Here is a 16,181-nt window from a genome sequence, read left to right on the forward strand (position 1 = left end):
ACCAAAACAAACCCTGTAATACAGTTGGCTGCTATTTGGCTGCCGCGGTTTTTCCCTCCACATGAACAGATATCATGCTGGAATGTACTATTCCAAGCGTTGATCCTGGTTTAACAGTTAAGTAAAATTTAAAATAGCTGTCCATAATCCCGCTGGCAACCCGGCTGTAGGCCTGCTCAAATTCGGGGCCGCTTAAGCCAAGGTCAATAAGGGGTATACCATAATACATCCCGCCTTTATCATCAACATACATGGTGAAAGAGTAATAAAAATCCTTATAAGCCTTGTTAATAACAATATCATAAGTAGGATCGAGATAATCATCGGATGGGTCGAAATTGTTTTCAATTTCGGGTTTGGTAGTACGGCGGGTAACTTTTACCTGGGGGCTTTTGCTGATAAGTTCGACCGGTTGCCTGGCCGAAAAAGCTTTTTTATAATCCCTGTTTGCCTTTACAGCTAAAGACTGGATATACAAAGTATCCTGGCGGCTGGGGTGCCTTAATATGGATGTATCGCTGTGCAATACGTTTTTTACATAGTTGTCGGCAAAAAAACGCATGTACACTTTGGTGCCTTTAATATCCAGCGAATCGCCTTTTTGTTTAATGATCTCGAGAACAAGGCTGTCTTTACTAATTTTTTGAACCTTTAGCCATGAACGTGCCGCGTTAAAAATAGAGTCGTAACCGCGGGTGAGCGGGAAGTTGATAAAAGCTTTTTTTGTGGGACTGTATATGCTTACAGAATCATCTGACACAAACTTCATTTTCCATTGAGGTTCCAGCTGGTAGCCATATTCATTAAACGAAAGTCCGTTTTTTTGCCTGCGAGATACTTCTGAATAATTGATACCATTATAGGGCTTAAAATCTATGAGTTGCTTTTTACCTTTATTGGAGCCGCCGCAACCTGTTTGGATAATTGAAATAGCAGTAAGCAGCGTAAAACCAACCAGCTTTAATGTTTTTTTATTGATAGATAGCATACGGCTTAAAGATATATATAATTCAATAAACCGGTAAAATGATGAAGGATTTTTGGATAAAAGACAAAAGACTATAGTGTCGTATCAACCTAAATTGACATAGCCTTTAGTCGAAAGTTTTAAGTTCGAAGTCAAAAAAGAGCAAACCCCGCTTATAACTTACTACTTATACTGTTGACTTAACACTACTCACTTTTTAAGCTTTTTACAGGATTAGCAATGGCTGCTTTTATAGTTTGAAAGCTTGATGTAATCATGGCCACAATTAGCATTCCGCCGCCACTTAACGCAAATATCCACCAGCTTACAGGGGTGCGGTCGGTAAAGCTTTGTATCCATTTATTTATGGCCAGCCAGGCAATTGGGGTTGCTACCATAAACGCAAGCATAATAAGTAAAACCAACTCTTTTGATAACAGCCTCACTATCTGGCCAACGGAGGCGCCTACTACTTTACGGATGCCAATCTCTTTGGTGCGTTGGTTTGTAGTGTATATGGTAAGGCCTAAAAGGCCCAGGCAACTGATTAATATAGATAAGCCGGTTGTCCAGCTAAGCAGGGTAGAGGTGCGTTGTTCGCTTTCATAAAACCTGGCTATATTTTCGTCAAAAAAGTGAAAATCAAAATCTTGCTCCGGGTAGGTTTGTTTCCATGCGCTTTGCATAGCTTCGATGGCTTTTTTCCAATCGCCGGGGGTAGTTTGTGGGTTTAAGGCAATATGGAACGTTCTGTTAAAATATTGTCCACCCTGGACTATCAGTATTACAGGTTTAATTACGTTATGTAGCGATGACTGATAAAAATCTCCAAGTACACCGGTAACTTGTCTTTTGCCATGAAAGGTTATGGTTTTTCCAATCGCATCGGCAGGATTTTTAAATCCAATTGCGTTGGCATAGGTTTCATTAATGAGCATTCCGCTTAGGGTATCACGTTGTTCCAACGTTCTGCCTTTTATCAATTTTAAATGATAAATCCTGGTGTAATTTTCATCACCGTACTTTGGCAATACATCTGTTTTAATCTCTTTTGTGCCATCGTTGTAAGTGGATTGCTGCATATCTGTATAATTAGATGCCGGCGCATCAATGCCCATACTCAACTGCTTAACCTGCGGAATAGCCATTAATTTGTTTCTGAAAAAGTACTGAACCTGCATCGACCGGTTTTGCCACGGAGTTTCTATAATCAGAATAGCATCTTTTTTATAGCCCAAATCTTTGTGTAATGCATAATATACCTGTTTGCTAACCAACAATGTTGCCATCACAAAAAATTGTGCTATAACAAATTGCGTAACTGTTAAACTTTTGCGCAAAAAGGCGTTCCTGGTTTGTGTACTATCAAAACGCGACTGGTTTTTAAGCACCTGCAGCGTTTTATAGCCCGATAGTACCATAGCCGGGTAAATACCGGCGATAAGACTTACCGTTATTGTTAAGGCAGATAAAAACAAAATAAGGCTAAACCTGGTAAAATCAACCTTGATACCAGCGGGTATAAAGCCCGAGAATATGTTGAGCAACACGGGGGTAAGGGCTACTGCAGTTAAAACAGCAAAAAGTGTTACAAAAAAAGTTTCAAACAAAAACTGTAATACCAGCTGCTTGCGGCTGCTACCCAAAGTTTTTCGGATACCTATTTCCCGGGCCCTTTGGGTTGCCTGAGCAGTTGTTAAGTTGATAAAATTGATGCAGCCCAACAGTAACAACATAATTGCAATTGCAATTAAGCCATACAAAGTTGGCTTGCTGGCTGTAGGCCGGTTGTAAAATATGCCGTACCTGTTATCGAAATGGACATCGGCCAACGGCTGTAAATGAAGCTGGTAAGACTGGCTTTTGAATAACTGATCTGTAACAGTATGGGCCTTTAATATAGTATTTAACTGTTTTTCAACCGAGGAAGCAGAGGTGCCTGCTGATAATTTTATAAAATATTGGTCCCAGGCCAAATTTGTATTGGGGTGCCAATCGGCAAACTTATATTTTAAGTCTTTATTAGCCTTTAATGTATTTAAGGAGATAAAATCATGAAAAGCAAGATCAGTATTGCCGGCGGGTAGTTCCACAATGCCGGTAACAACAGATGTTTGTTGATCATAATGCCTATCGTAAATGATTGTTTTGCCTATTACTTCGGCAGGAGATAGATTGGGGAAATATAACTTAGCCCTGGCAGCGGTTAAAACCACCTGGTTAATGCCGGTTAATGCCGTTTTTGCCGAGCCAGCAAGCCAATGGTAATTGAACAGCTTAAAATAACGTTCATCAGCATACAGCAAATCGTCCTGTTCTTTATAACGTGTTGCAGCCGCCTGGCCATTAGATATCACAACATCAAGGTGCGCAATGGTTTCAAAAGGGGCAGCTTTTTCAATCCCGGTGGCTTCCTTTTCTGCCTCATCTGGCAGAGGCCATGATGAGGCGCTACTATATGATAAATTGCCATTAACCGTATAGCTGGTTACTACACGATAAATGCGGTCGCCATCTTTATGGAATTTATCAAACGTAAAATCAAAATGTACAATGAGGTAAATGACCAACGCGGCGCTAACGCCTATCGATAAGCCAATGATGTTAATAAGCGTGAAAAGTTTGTGGCGCCAGAAATTTCTAATGGCAAATTTAAAATAGTTTTTAATCATAGGTATTACTATGGTCTACAGATCATGCGTTTAATGTTAATTCAATAAATTTAATTGGCTCAGTTTATAATTTAACTAAACCCCCGTTTTTCCTTCCACGTGTACATTAATCACACTTGCATGGGGCATTCCAAGGGTTTTACCCGGAGTCACCTGCAGATAATATTTAAGATAGCCATCCATAACTGACTGTGAAAGACGGATGTAATTATCTTTAAAGGATTGGTCGAAGAAAGGTATTAATGGTTTGCCGTAGTGCAGCTGTCCGGCTACATCAACAAAAACGGTGAATGAATAATAAAAGTTGGTATTTGCTTTGCTGATGGCAATGTCATATGTGGGGCTCATATAATTGTCAGTTGTATCAAAATGATTAAAAAGGTCGCCCTCCACAATCCATTTCTTTACCCTCACCGAGGGGCTTTTGCTAATAAGTTCAACCGGTTGCCTGGCCGAAAAAGCCTTCTTGTAATTTTTGTTTGATGCATCTGATAACGATCGGATAAATAAAGAATCTTTACTACTGGGCTTTTTTAGTTTTGCGGTATCGCTATGAAGTTCGTTTTTTATGTAATCATCGGCATAAAATGTCATGTAAACTTTGGCGCCCCTTGTATCAACGGTATCACCATAGGCTTCAAGTATTTCAAGTTTGAGGCTATCTTTGGTCATTTTTTTAACCTTGAGCCATGTTCTGGCGGTGTTAAAAATAGAATCGTACCCACGGGTGAGCGGGAAGTTAATAAACCGGCCTTTTGTGGGGCTGTAAATGCTTACAGAATCATTAGAAACAAAGTTTATTTGCCATTGCGGCTCCAGTTGGTAGCCGTTTTTATCAAAGGAAAGCCCGTGTGCGGTGCGTCGTGAAATTTCTGTATAATTAATCCCCAACACCGGTTTAAACGATATCCGGTCTTTTTCGCCACCATGTTTAACAACGTTGGGTTGCTTACAACCCTGGTTAATAAGATTAATTGATAATATCAGAATTAACCCTAAAAGTTTTGTGCTCGGTTTCATATGGCTATTATTAATTGGTTAAAAGGAATATAACGGTTATAGGAATATAACATTAAATATAGCTTATTGATTTAATATTTTGTTGATATTTTATAAAATAAGAGTACCATTGCCCGGTAAAATTTAAAACCATCTGCCCGGCCGCAGGTTAATTAAAAAACAAGAAACTGATGGGAGTTGAAATTGAACGCAAGTTTTTGGTTGATAAGGAACAATGGCAGCAAATGCCCAAGCCGATAGGGACATACTTTAGACAAGGATACATTTTAAGTGATGATACTAAAACCATCCGCATCCGCGTAACGCCTGATAAGGGTTTTATTACTATAAAGGGTAGCACAAAGGGTATCAGCCGATCGGAATATGAGTATACCATTCCGGCTGTTGAGGGGGAAGAGCTGCTTAATAATTTTGCCGTATCTGAACTGACGAAGCGTCGCTATCGTATTGAAGTTGCGGGTAAGGTATGGGAGGTTGACGAGTTTTTAGGAGATAATAAGGGTCTGTTGCTTGCCGAGATTGAGCTTGACAGCGAAGATGAAAAATTTATACTTCCCCCATGGGTTACCATTGAAGTTACCGGCGACGAAAGGTATTACAATTCATACCTTTCTGTAAAACCGTTTGGTAAGTGGTAAATTCAAGGTCGATTTTTAGGCGCTCTCAGGTAGTCCAAGCAATACGTCGGGTTCAGATTCATCCTTAACCGTTTTTACATAYTTATTTCCTTCGGGACAGAGGGCCGGGATCAGGCTGGTTTTATTACCCTGCTCGTCAATAATGTAAGCTTCACCGGCCTCGTTCTTTATCCAGTCGTAAAGTTTGGTGCGTTCGGTTATTCCTTTAACATTAATACGCTCATTAACCCACTCTAATGAATCAATAGCTACGTATGGGTTATGATGTAGTGTGGTATCGGTTTTAATACAAAGTATGCGTACAGCCATATTAAATTGCTTTAATGAATGAGATGCTGTAAAATTAAAGGAAATGTTAAAGCCGATGAATAGGTGTTTTCACCCATTTTTGCGTACGTAATATTACTTATTTATAGCTGTTATTAGTAAAGATTGGTGTTGAGGGTACAGGGAAAGTGCTACTGTTGCGTTCGCAACAGGTGAAATAGCAAGAAATTACATCTGTCTAACAATCAATAAATTGCGAATTATCATAAAATTAAAACCGCAACAGCAGGCGAAAAAGAGTGGCTATCAAGAGGCAAAACTTTTGGTTTTAACTTTACCATAGCAATTTCCGATGTTAAAGTATTCGATATTAAGGATAGGGGAGTTGAGGAAAAAAGCTTGATACATACAAAAGCCCTGGTTAAGCTTACTTAACCAGGGCTTTTGCGGCCAATAAAATACTAAGCCCAGCCAGTACCTTTTTTTGCATTACCATTGGCGATATGTTCTTCGGCAGTAGCTTTGCCCATAATGGCAGCCATTTTATTTCCGGCACCATCTGTACCTGTTGCAATGTACCTTCCGGATTTAATATCAATCACTGGATCAATCATCGGTACATTCTTAGTTTTTGTTTTTACTGAATACGCGGTAATACCGCTTCCTTTTTCTGTTGCCATGATAAGTTCTTTTTTGTTTTTTAGTTTAACCCCATTTATACTGAATTGTTTTCAGCCCATCTATAATTGGTTTCGAGCTGTAAACATGCATTAAAATTTTTTAAATCAAAATACTTCGTATGAATATTTTGTTAACACATTTACTATTTTGTTAATAAAGAATAAATAATGGTATCTGCAAACCTTCCGTTATGCAAATGATCCTCTTTAAAATGGCCCTCACGCTTAAAATTATTGGTTTCGAGCAGTTTGATGGAGCCTATATTTCCGGGGCTTACATTGGCCTGTATGGAGTGCAGGTTCATCGCCCCAAATCCAAAATTAATAACCGCTTCTACAGCTTCCTGCATAATACCAATGCCCTGGAAAGCCGGATTTAGCAGGTAACCTATTTCGGCCCGGTGATTATCCTTTTCTATTCGCCAAAAACCAATACTACCTATAAATTTAGGGTTGTTTTTGAATGATATGCACCAGGTAATACCGTTATTGCCTTCCAGCAGATCGTCAATAACTTTTATAAGCCCCAGGGCATCATCCAGCGTTTTAGTTAGGGGGCGGTTGATATACTGCATAATATCGGCATTGCCGCGTAATTCCAGAAGATCGGGCGCATCGGCATCAATAAACCGGCGTAGTATTAACCTTTGGGTTGTTAAAACAGGAAAGGGCTGAAAATTTGGACTGAGCATAAAAAATCAGGGCTTTGCTTTTTGCATCAAAAAATTATTAAACTTTACAATGAACCTGAACAGATCGTTATACTTATTGAGCGGCAGGGTGGCGCTGATATCAAAAACATCATGATAAGCTTTGATACCGCCCAAAGTGTATATAAAAAATGCAGGCACACCTTTTTCTGTAAATAAATAATGGTCGCTATTGGCAGCTTTTCCACGGGGTACTACCTTTGCAAAGTAATGGCCCTCATTGTTAATCTGCTGCATGGCGGTAAATTCTTTTTGATAAACAGTTGCGTTTACCACAGTAATTCCGTCGATGCCTGTACCATTAAGATCAAGATTGATTAAAAACCGGATGTTTTTTAAGGGGATCAGCGGGTTTTCTGTAAAGTGCCTGGAGCCAAGCAAGCCTGCCTCTTCGCCCGAAAAACCAATGAACGCCATGGTATATGGCTGCGGATTTGCGGCATAATATTTGGCCAGGCTTAACAATTGGGTAAGCCCGCTGGCATTATCATTAGCCCCCGGGAAATAGGTATCGCTGCCCATACCACCTAAATGATCATAATGCGCTGTAATTACAATAATCGAATCGGGTTTTATTGTGCCTTTTACCACACCGCAAACGTTGGCCGTTTTAAAATCGGGGATCACCTCATTTTCTATGGCAACTTTAAGGGTGGCAGGCATTTGTGAAAATGCTTTTTTATCAACCTGTATCAGCGTAAAATCAAGCGCTTTGCCTTCAACAGACCAGGTAAGCTTATCTTCTAACGAAACGATGACCCTGTTTTTACGGTCGACAAAATGTGTGCTGTCAGTTTGTTCAAGCTTGCCTTCACCGGTAACCCCCTTACTGTCCGGACTTACAATAAATTCTTTACCGGGGATAAGTTTAACGCCATTTATAGCCACATTCATTTTGCCGGGGAAAATATTTACCGGGTAACGAAACTCCTGCAGATAGCTTTTGCCATCCATTGGCTTTACACCGTAACTTTTAAATTGTGAAGCTATAAATGCCGCCGCCTTGTGTACCCCATCGTGCGTGTAACCGCGCCCCCAAAAGTAGGGTGAGGTAAGCGTATCAACCAGTTTACGGGCAAAAAGGCTGTCCTGGGCGTTGCTAAGGCCGGATATGAAAAGGAATAAGAGGGTAAGTTTAAATTTCATTTATATTGAGCAGATTAAGGTAAATTGCCAAAATTAAGGAACAAGCTAATTCATGAGTGCTGATATAAACCGCATTAACTATTACAACATACTTGCTATGTTAGGCTCATCATGCCTTGCTTTGTTTATTCCTTTCGAACTGGTGTTATTGTCCTATGCTATACTTGGGCCGGCGCATTACTTAACCGAGATCTCCTGGTTAAATAGCAGGCGGTATTTTACGCTTAAGAAATATGATCTTTTATTAATCGCCTGTGTTGTTATCATTTCAATCCTGCTTAAATTGCCTTATGCCAATCTTATTTACTACACGTTTGGCCTGTCGTTTATATTGTTGATTATTAGCAACTCGTTAATGCGGCTGCTGGCTTTTATCCTGCTTGTAGTGCTGGGCTACTTTTTGCTAACCAACAATATACTTCGTACCATTTTCGGATTGTATATACCTACGCTCATTCACGTTTATTTTTTTACCGGGGCTTTTTTGCTGTTAGGGGCATTAAAGAGCCGATATTTTTCGGGCTACTTAGCGTTTTTTGTTTTCTTAATTTGTCCGGTGCTGTTGTGCCTGTTGTTTACCAGCGTGCACAGCACGCCTACGCAATGGGCTATCAGCAACTACAAGCATTTTGCACACCTTAATACCACCACATTACGCAATCAAACGCTAAATATTTATACCAACCGCGCCAGCATCATTTTAACCAGGCTTATTGCATTTGCCTACACTTATCATTACCTAAACTGGTTTACAAAAACCAGGGTTATTAACTGGCACCGCATTACTATTACAAGATCGGTTATTATCGGTCTTTTCTGGGCGGCATCCGTAGCCTTGTATTTTTACAATTACCGGTTAGGGATAAAGTGGTTGTTTATACTCAGCCTGGCGCATGTAATATTGGAGTTTCCGCTTAATCACAGCAGTTTTATCGGCATTGGTAAACAAGTAAAACGGCGGCTAATTACATAAAGCTATCTGCTTCCCTATAAGCTTTGATTAAAGCCAGCTCGCCCTCTTTGCCCTGCCCGGCTGTGCCATGCTCCATACCCAAAACGCCTTTATAACCCTTGCTATAAATGTGCTTAAATATGTTCTTGTAATTTACTTCGCCGGTACCCGGTTCTTTACGGCCGGGGTTATCACCAATCTGGTAGTAGCCAATTTCGTCATACACCAAATCGAGGGTAGGGATAATGTTGCCCTGGTTACGCTGCACGTGATACATATCGTAAAGGATTTTGCACGATGGACTGCCCACAGCCTTGCAAATGGCGTAGGCTTGGTCTGGTGTGCGCAGGAACAGGTCGGGGTTATCGCTCAGCGGCTCCAACACCATGATAATGCCATGCGGTTCCAATATGGCGGTGCCTTTTTTTATCGCTTCTATTACGTTGCCGGTTTGCACGCCAATGGGCAGGCTGCGCACAAAATCGCCTGGCACAACTGTTACCAGTTTGCTGTTGAGGCGTTTGGCTATTTCAACAGCTTGCTTGCACGAGTTTATAAAATTTTCAACCTGGTCGGCCTTGCCCGATGCCAGCATGTTGCTATCATTACCCAGGCCCGGCTGCACAAAAACGCCCATAGCCATACCCAGTTTGGCAAGTGTATCGCCTATTTTTTTCTGTTGATCTTCGGGGCGGCGGCTCATACCATTATCTTCTATCGAGCGGAAACCTTTATCGTACGCAAATTTTATCTGTTCAATAAAATCATCGCCTGCATGATTTTTAAACATGCCATCATGGATGCCATAATTAAGGTTGAATGGTTTATCTGAAGCTGTAGTAGCTACACCGGCCGGATCGGTACAGCCTGTAAGCGTGGCTGCGTTTAAAACGCCTGTTGTAAGTAATGATGCGCCTGCAAGTACCGAGCTTTGGACAAAGTTTCTGCGTTTCATAGGTTTGGATTGGTTTGAGCAGGCAAGATAGGTTTTTAAGAGATAAAGGACAAAGGATTTTCAGACAAAGGACAAAGGATTTTCGGACAAAAGACAAAGGATTTTCAGACAAAGGACAAAGGATTTTCGGACAAAGGACAAAGGATCTTCGGACGAAGGAACTTATAGACGAAGGATTTATGGATAAAGACAAAGTGTTGAAGTACACTTACATTGCGTCTCTGTATCCGTTGCGCGAAACAAAAACGAATATTTTTCCGCTTTCTTCATCCCAATGTCACAACAAAAAAAACTTTGAAAAATGATTTCATTTTTAGACCTTTTGGTCTATTTTTGTTCTGTCAATCAAGAACACAATGAGCAAAGCAGAAAGAACCAGGCAATTTATCATAGAGCAGGCTGCACCTATCTTTAACCAAAAGGGTATTGCCGGTACTACTATTGATGACATCCTGGCTGCTACTAAAATGGCAAAGGGTGGCCTGTATGGCCACTTTAAAAGCAAGGACGAAATTGCCGCCGTAATGGTTGATTACCTGCTGACTAAGTTGACCGACAACGTAGGTTTGGTAATGGCAAAAGAAAAAACCGCCATAAAAAAGCTTTTGGCCGTTATTGATATTTACAAGGATCCAATTAACTCCTATATAACAGGTGGTTGTCCGGTATTAAACTTTGGTGTAGAGTGCGATGATACCAACCAGGACATTAAACAAAAAATTAAAGCGATTATTGAGGGCGGCCAGCAAGGTTTTATCAGCGTAATTAAACAAGGGGTTGCGGATAAAGAATTGTCGCTTGAAATTAATGCCGAAGAATTTGCATTAAAGATCTTCGCTATGCTGGAAGGCGGCATGGTTATGTCAAGGGTTACCGGCAATACAAAATACATGCATACGCTCATAAAAATGTTGAAGGCTGATTTGAAAAGCTACCAATTAAAGTAACCGTAGCAGTGATACGCTCCGGGTCGGGAACGGCCTTTTTTTAACTATTAAAAACGACCAAAAAGTCTAAAAAAAATAAAACACAATAAAGTAATCATTTAACACAACATCATTTAATAAAATATCATGTCAACTAAAAAAGTAGCCTTAATAACAGGCGCAAACCGCGGTTTAGGATTAGAAACTGCCAAACAATTAGGAGAAAAAGGGATAACCGTAATTGTAGCCGCGCGCCAGATCAGCGCTGCCGAAGCAGCAGCAGCCCAGCTTACAGCCCAGGGAATTGAGGCATATGGCATTCAACTGGATGTTACCAATGCCGATGACAGAACAGCCGCAGCTGCCTATATCGAAAATAAATTTGGTAAGCTGGATATTCTGGTGAACAACGCAGGTGTTGGCCCCAAAGAGTCGGCGTTTGTAAAGAAGAACGTAGAAACCACCGCCGATGAATTTCAATATGTTTTCGAAACCAACTTTTTCAGCGTTGTTTACCTCACTAATACCTTGTTACCGTTATTGAAGAAAAGTGAGGGCGGCCGTATTGTTAACTTATCAAGTATATTGGGCTCGCTCACCGTTCATTCTATTCCTAACGGCCCTATAGATGCAGCCAAGAGGTTATCGTACAATGCCTCAAAAACAGCTTTAAACGTATTTACAGTGCACTTAGCACAGGAACTTACAGGTACAAATATTAAAGTAAACTCGGTGCACCCGGGTTGGGTTAAAACCGAAATAGGTACAGAACATGCCCCAATGGAAATTCCGGATGGTGCTAAAACCAGCGTAGAAATGGCATTGGTTGGCGAAGATGGCCCCAGCGGTAAGTTTTACCACCTGGGCGAAGAGTTGCCCTGGTAAATAAAAGAACTATAGTAAATAAAAGAGGGCGTTGCTTTAAAAACAACGCCCTCTTTTATGTTATACATTAGGAAATCCAATTTAAAACAGGAAACTATTTTCCGGTTAATGTAACGTTGAATTTTCCATCGGTGATAGATTTAACTTTGCCGGATCCGTTGCCTATAGAAATAGTATTGGTAACATTACCTTTAAACGTTCCCTGGATGTTGGTTGCGCTTATTGATGTTACTGTAACTGTTACCAGTTTAGCAGTATTACTATCGTCGTTCATATAGTCATCGTTATCATCAGGTGCATATAGGAGAACCGGTCTGTCGCTCACCTTGGTTGCTGCCGAAGAATATGTTTTACCGGCTGTTATGGTGCCGTTTATTGTTATCGAGATGACAGCTTTATTTGACGCTGTACCTTGTACATTAGTGAATTTTTCGCCGCCTATGGTGCCTGTAATGGCAAGTGCGTTGTTAAATGTTGTAGCAGTTCCGTCAATACTTGCTGAAATTGAGCTTGATACTGTTACTTCCTTATCGTTTTTTTTACACGAATTTAAGGTGATTACGCCCGTCATTAGCGTTAATAAAATCAGGGTTTTAATAGTTTTCATTGTTTGCAGGGTTTTTAAATTTATAATTGTTAATATTTTTTATTATTCAATAATTAATTAATAATCCGGGCAAAGGTATTCAATAATAACTTTAATATTATTTATTATACATTAAATAAATGTTTTTTTAATTATTTATACAGTATTCGAAAGTATAAATGTTTTGGGCCTGGCTTTTATCTATTATATCAAAAATTGAGTTTTTTGTTATGTATTAGCGAATGCATTTTAGCTCAATTAAATGAGGCAGATTAAGCGCGATAAAACAAACAAGGGAAAGTCCTTCCGGTATAAAAAATCATCCGAAAAGTAAAAAGGATACTAATAGTTAAATTTATACAATTTTAACAGGGGATGCTTTTATAGTATTGCGCATGCATTTACTTATAAAGCTATACAAACCATATATAATCATTATAATTTTCATTTTAGGAGCCGCTAAAATCAGCCATGCACAGCAACCGGCAAATTATCCTAAAGTTACGGGTTACTTTAGTGTTTTAAATCCTGTTGCAACCTGGAATAAAAATGGGGCCACCAGCAATTTTTCTGACGTCTACACCATTGCCTTTCCCTTTGGAGTTAATATTTTAAAAAGCGACCACTTTGGTGTGAGCTTTGAGGTTGCACCTGCAATCCGCACAGAAAAAAATATATCAAAAGTAAATTCTGTTTTATTTCATCCGGGCGCCATGTTTCGGTTTAAACATGGCTTTACCTTTATTGGCCGTATGGCTTTTGAAACCAATGGCCGTTTCGGGTTTACACCGGTTTTTAACCAGGTGGTTTTTAAGGGTAAGGATGCCGGGTTTTTTGTATCGGTGCCCTTGCCGGTAAGGTTTGGCAATAACCAGCCGGCTTCTGTAACTACCGGCCTGCAATTGGGTGTAACTTTTTAAGCAGATCTTTAATAAACAATTCCCGGTTCAGGGGTCAGTTCAGCGCTATTCTTCTAAATTGTAACTAAAACTTTTGTTTTCGGGTAGCTGTACTCTCATAAAACAGCTATAGTGATATTATTGCGTCTTCTCCTCCAAAAATAATCCCGCCATTCACCGATGATTTCACCCCGTTCGCCGAGGAAAACAGGGGGTACGTCTAATTCGCCCAAAATGCCTGTAACGTTTTAAAAATGGGGGCGTCTTATTGGTGTATTTAAAAATATAACAATACAATTACTTGACAATCAAAATATTAATATCATGAAAACAAAATTATTTACCATCGCTGCTTCATTAATTTTAGTAGCCGGTTTATCAAACTCAACTTTCGCATCTACAAAAAATACTAAAATTGTTGCTACCGTTTTAACCGATGTAAGCAATATCAACAAGATTGAGATCCGCGGTAATGTGGAGCTTTATGTATCTGCCGGCACAACCGACCAGGTTAAGGTTTACAATAAATACTATGCCGAAGGCGCATTGGTACAAAGCTCAAAAGGTGTATTACGCATTGCATCATATACCAAAGAAAAACTGGTAGTTTGGGTAACAGCAAATGACCTGCACGCCATCAGCGCTTATGACAATGCCGAAGTTAAATCATTTGGTAACTTATCTGCCATTGACCTGGAAGTTAACCTGCATAACAATGCAACCGCTAAATTGAAACTTGAAACTTACAATGCCAATGTTAACGTAAGCGACAATGCTAAAATTGAGCTTAGCGGTACAGCTACTATGTATACCTTAAACCACAACTTACAATCAAGTGTAAACAACAATAACTTTGTTGCCGATACTTACAACGATAGAGTAACCAATGGCACTATAGCTAAAAATGAGAATGATTTAGCGGTCCTTTAATTATAAAACCAGCTTTTGCAAAAGTCCATCATATATTTTGAAAAGCTATCGCTCAAATGCGGTAGCTTTTTTTATTTTTGATGTAACTTCCTGTTTATAAACAGCGTCTAAAAAAAGAAATACTATGAAAAAGCTTGGTTTAAATATTGCAGCGGTTGTTGCTATCGTATCTGTAAGTATACTTTCATCATGCCGTTTCAGGTGTGTGCATGGCTCGGGTAACGTTACTACCGAAAACCGTAAGGCCAATGAGTTTACCAAACTGGATATTTCTGGTGAATTTAAGGTTAATTTAAAACAGGATAGTTCATTAACCATCAGCATTACGGGCGATGATAACCTGCTTAAATATGTATCAACATCTGTTGAAGGGAACCAGTTAACCATTAAATCTAAAAAGAATTTCTGCAAGGAAGATAGTATCGTGGTTAACGTAGGGATTCGTTATCTGAAAGAAATTGGTGCATCGGGCGCGGTAACAGTTTCTTCAATCGGTAAAATAAATACCGGCGATATTAAGTTTGACCTGTCGGGTGCTACCAGGATAAACCTTGATCTGAACGCAGCCAATGTAGTAACCGAAGGCAGTGGCATGAGCGAACTGAATTTAACAGGGCAGGCAGCATCGCACAAGGTAGAATCAAGCGGGGTATCTAAAATCAATGCCTTTGATTTTGTGGTTGGCGATTATGTGATCAACACCTCGGGAGTAAGCCATTGCCGGATCAACGTATTAAAAACATTAAATATACACTCAAGCGGTGCTGCCGATATTGATTATAAGGGTTCACCATCAACAGTAAATAACGATAAATCAGGAGCATCAACTGTAAAAAAGGTTGATTGATGTAGCCTGAAAGCAAAAACCTCAACCTTATAACCTTATCATGAAAAAGTTTTTAAAGTATACAGCTTACGTTGTGGTAGCTGTAATTTTAATTGTAATTGGCGGCGTATCGTATATTACGCTGGCACTGCCAAATGTTGGCGACCCCGCTAATATTAAAATAGATGCCACCCCGCAGCGTATTGAACGGGGCAGGTACCTGGCCAACCATGTAACCTTGTGTATGGATTGCCACTCCACCCGCGACTGGACCAAATTTGCCGGCCCTATGATAACGGGTACCGAAGGCAAAGGCGGCGAAAAGTTTGATGCCAGTGTAGGTTTTCCGGGTAATGTAGAAGTGCCCAACATTACACCATACCATTTAGGTAACTGGACCGATGGTGAGCTCTTTCGCGCTATTACAACCGGTGTTAAAAAGGATGGTTCGGCTATATTCCCGCTAATGCCATGGCCAGGTTATTCAAAAATGAGCAGGGAGGATGTGTATAGTGTTATTGCCTACCTGCGCAGTCTAAAACCTATAGAAACTAATTATCCTGAAGGTAAACTTGATTTTCCGTTAAATGTACTGGTACATACCATGCCGCAAAAGGCAACATTAGGTATTGTACCCAGCGAAAAAGATACCCTTAAGTACGGCGAATACCTGGTAACCATTGCAGCGTGTAAAGATTGCCATAGCCAGGTAAACCAGGGTAAAATAATAGCCGGGCTTGAATTTGCCGGTGGGAGGGAGTTTACTATACCCGGAGCAGGGATTGTACGGTCGGACAATATAACGGCGGATAAAGCTACCGGTATTGGTTCATGGACTAAGGAACAATTTGTAAGCCGTTTTAAGCTATATGCTGATAGTGCCAAAAAAATGGTTAGCGTAAAACCGGGTGAATTTCAATCAATTATGCCCTGGTATAAGTACGCGGGGATGAAAGCCGGCGATCTGGAAGCAATATATGCGTATGTTAAAACTATTAAGCCGGTTAAAAATCAGGTTGTGAAATTTATGGCGAAGTAAATGGACGTTTAAATTAAAAATAAATTCATACTTTTGCGCCTCGAAATTTGTATAGTCCGCAATTGATTTTCGGTCTACGGTTT

General features: G+C 40.1%; 17 protein-coding genes. 8 read left to right on the forward strand and 9 right to left on the reverse strand.

Annotation, left to right across the window (positions count from 1 at the left end):
- Positions 1-31: 31 nt before the first annotated feature.
- The 3 genes from AC1DO4_RS12870 to AC1DO4_RS12880 form a co-directional block, all read right to left on the reverse strand.
- Positions 32-988: a hypothetical protein gene (locus AC1DO4_RS12870; RefSeq protein ID WP_477416359.1), complete on the reverse strand. Its 957-nt coding sequence runs from the start codon at positions 986-988 to the stop codon at positions 32-34.
- Positions 989-1,173: 185 nt separating this feature from the next.
- Positions 1,174-3,639 carry an ABC transporter permease gene (locus tag AC1DO4_RS12875; RefSeq protein WP_477416361.1) on the reverse strand — a complete coding sequence of 822 codons (2,466 nt, stop codon included), beginning with the start codon at positions 3,637-3,639 and terminating at the stop codon, positions 1,174-1,176.
- Positions 3,640-3,714: 75 nt separating this feature from the next.
- On the reverse strand, positions 3,715-4,659 hold the full coding sequence (locus tag AC1DO4_RS12880; protein WP_477416363.1) for a hypothetical protein: 945 nt from the start codon (positions 4,657-4,659) through the stop codon (positions 3,715-3,717).
- A gap of 170 nt (positions 4,660-4,829) precedes the next feature.
- Here AC1DO4_RS12880 and AC1DO4_RS12885 point away from each other — a divergent pair, with 170 nt between their 5' ends.
- On the forward strand, positions 4,830-5,297 hold the full coding sequence (locus tag AC1DO4_RS12885) for a CYTH domain-containing protein (protein ID WP_477416365.1): 468 nt from the start codon (positions 4,830-4,832) through the stop codon (positions 5,295-5,297).
- Between the two features lie 15 nt (positions 5,298-5,312).
- Here the strand turns inward: AC1DO4_RS12885 and AC1DO4_RS12890 are convergent, their stop codons facing one another.
- The 4 genes from AC1DO4_RS12890 to AC1DO4_RS12905 all read right to left on the reverse strand — a co-directional run bounded on the left by AC1DO4_RS12890 (position 5,313) and on the right by AC1DO4_RS12905 (position 8,100).
- Positions 5,313-5,606, reverse strand: coding sequence for a hypothetical protein (locus AC1DO4_RS12890; RefSeq protein WP_477416367.1), 294 nt, complete (start codon positions 5,604-5,606; stop codon positions 5,313-5,315).
- Positions 5,607-6,025: 419 nt separating this feature from the next.
- The gene (locus tag AC1DO4_RS12895; protein WP_477406104.1) at positions 6,026-6,244 is read right to left on the reverse strand and encodes a hypothetical protein; all 219 of its coding nucleotides are present in this window, start codon (positions 6,242-6,244) and stop codon (positions 6,026-6,028) included.
- A gap of 143 nt (positions 6,245-6,387) precedes the next feature.
- A complete protein-coding gene (locus AC1DO4_RS12900) occupies positions 6,388-6,936 on the reverse strand; it encodes a GNAT family N-acetyltransferase (protein WP_477416369.1) in 549 nt (182 codons plus the stop codon).
- Between the two features lie 6 nt (positions 6,937-6,942).
- Positions 6,943-8,100 carry a M28 family metallopeptidase gene (locus AC1DO4_RS12905; protein WP_477416371.1) on the reverse strand — a complete coding sequence of 386 codons (1,158 nt, stop codon included), beginning with the start codon at positions 8,098-8,100 and terminating at the stop codon, positions 6,943-6,945.
- Positions 8,101-8,152: 52 nt separating this feature from the next.
- Here AC1DO4_RS12905 and AC1DO4_RS12910 point away from each other — a divergent pair, with 52 nt between their 5' ends.
- Positions 8,153-9,073: a hypothetical protein gene (locus AC1DO4_RS12910; RefSeq protein WP_477416373.1), complete on the forward strand. Its 921-nt coding sequence runs from the start codon at positions 8,153-8,155 to the stop codon at positions 9,071-9,073.
- Here AC1DO4_RS12910 and AC1DO4_RS12915 read toward each other — a convergent pair.
- Positions 9,066-10,007 (reverse strand): hydroxypyruvate isomerase family protein, encoded by a 942-nt coding sequence (locus AC1DO4_RS12915; protein ID WP_477416375.1) that lies wholly within the window; start codon positions 10,005-10,007, stop codon positions 9,066-9,068. The genes AC1DO4_RS12910 and AC1DO4_RS12915 overlap by 8 nt on opposite strands.
- A 356-nt stretch (positions 10,008-10,363) precedes the next feature.
- Here AC1DO4_RS12915 and AC1DO4_RS12920 point away from each other — a divergent pair, with 356 nt between their 5' ends.
- Together AC1DO4_RS12920 and AC1DO4_RS12925 are read left to right on the forward strand one after the other, a co-directional pair.
- Entirely contained in the window at positions 10,364-10,954 is a 591-nt protein-coding gene (locus AC1DO4_RS12920) for a TetR/AcrR family transcriptional regulator (RefSeq protein WP_477416377.1), read from the forward strand.
- A gap of 126 nt (positions 10,955-11,080) precedes the next feature.
- Positions 11,081-11,818: an SDR family oxidoreductase gene (locus AC1DO4_RS12925; protein WP_477406118.1), complete on the forward strand. Its 738-nt coding sequence runs from the start codon at positions 11,081-11,083 to the stop codon at positions 11,816-11,818.
- 94 nt (positions 11,819-11,912) lie between these two features.
- Here the strand turns inward: AC1DO4_RS12925 and AC1DO4_RS12930 are convergent, their stop codons facing one another.
- Positions 11,913-12,425, reverse strand: a complete 513-nt coding sequence (locus tag AC1DO4_RS12930) for a hypothetical protein (protein ID WP_477416379.1) — start codon at positions 12,423-12,425, stop codon at positions 11,913-11,915.
- Between the two features lie 374 nt (positions 12,426-12,799).
- Between AC1DO4_RS12930 and AC1DO4_RS12935 the strand changes: the two genes are divergently transcribed.
- From AC1DO4_RS12935 to AC1DO4_RS12950, 4 genes are all read left to right on the forward strand, one after another.
- On the forward strand, positions 12,800-13,324 hold the full coding sequence (locus tag AC1DO4_RS12935; protein ID WP_477416381.1) for a hypothetical protein: 525 nt from the start codon (positions 12,800-12,802) through the stop codon (positions 13,322-13,324).
- 303 nt (positions 13,325-13,627) lie between these two features.
- The gene (locus tag AC1DO4_RS12940) at positions 13,628-14,233 is read left to right on the forward strand and encodes a GIN domain-containing protein (protein WP_477416383.1); all 606 of its coding nucleotides are present in this window, start codon (positions 13,628-13,630) and stop codon (positions 14,231-14,233) included.
- Positions 14,234-14,357: 124 nt separating this feature from the next.
- A complete protein-coding gene (locus AC1DO4_RS12945) occupies positions 14,358-15,080 on the forward strand; it encodes a head GIN domain-containing protein (protein WP_477416385.1) in 723 nt (240 codons plus the stop codon).
- Between the two features lie 40 nt (positions 15,081-15,120).
- Positions 15,121-16,098, forward strand: a complete 978-nt coding sequence (locus AC1DO4_RS12950) for a c-type cytochrome (protein ID WP_477416387.1) — start codon at positions 15,121-15,123, stop codon at positions 16,096-16,098.
- Positions 16,099-16,181 lie beyond the last annotated feature (83 nt).

Source organism: Mucilaginibacter sp. P5_A6 (genome assembly GCF_056400585.1).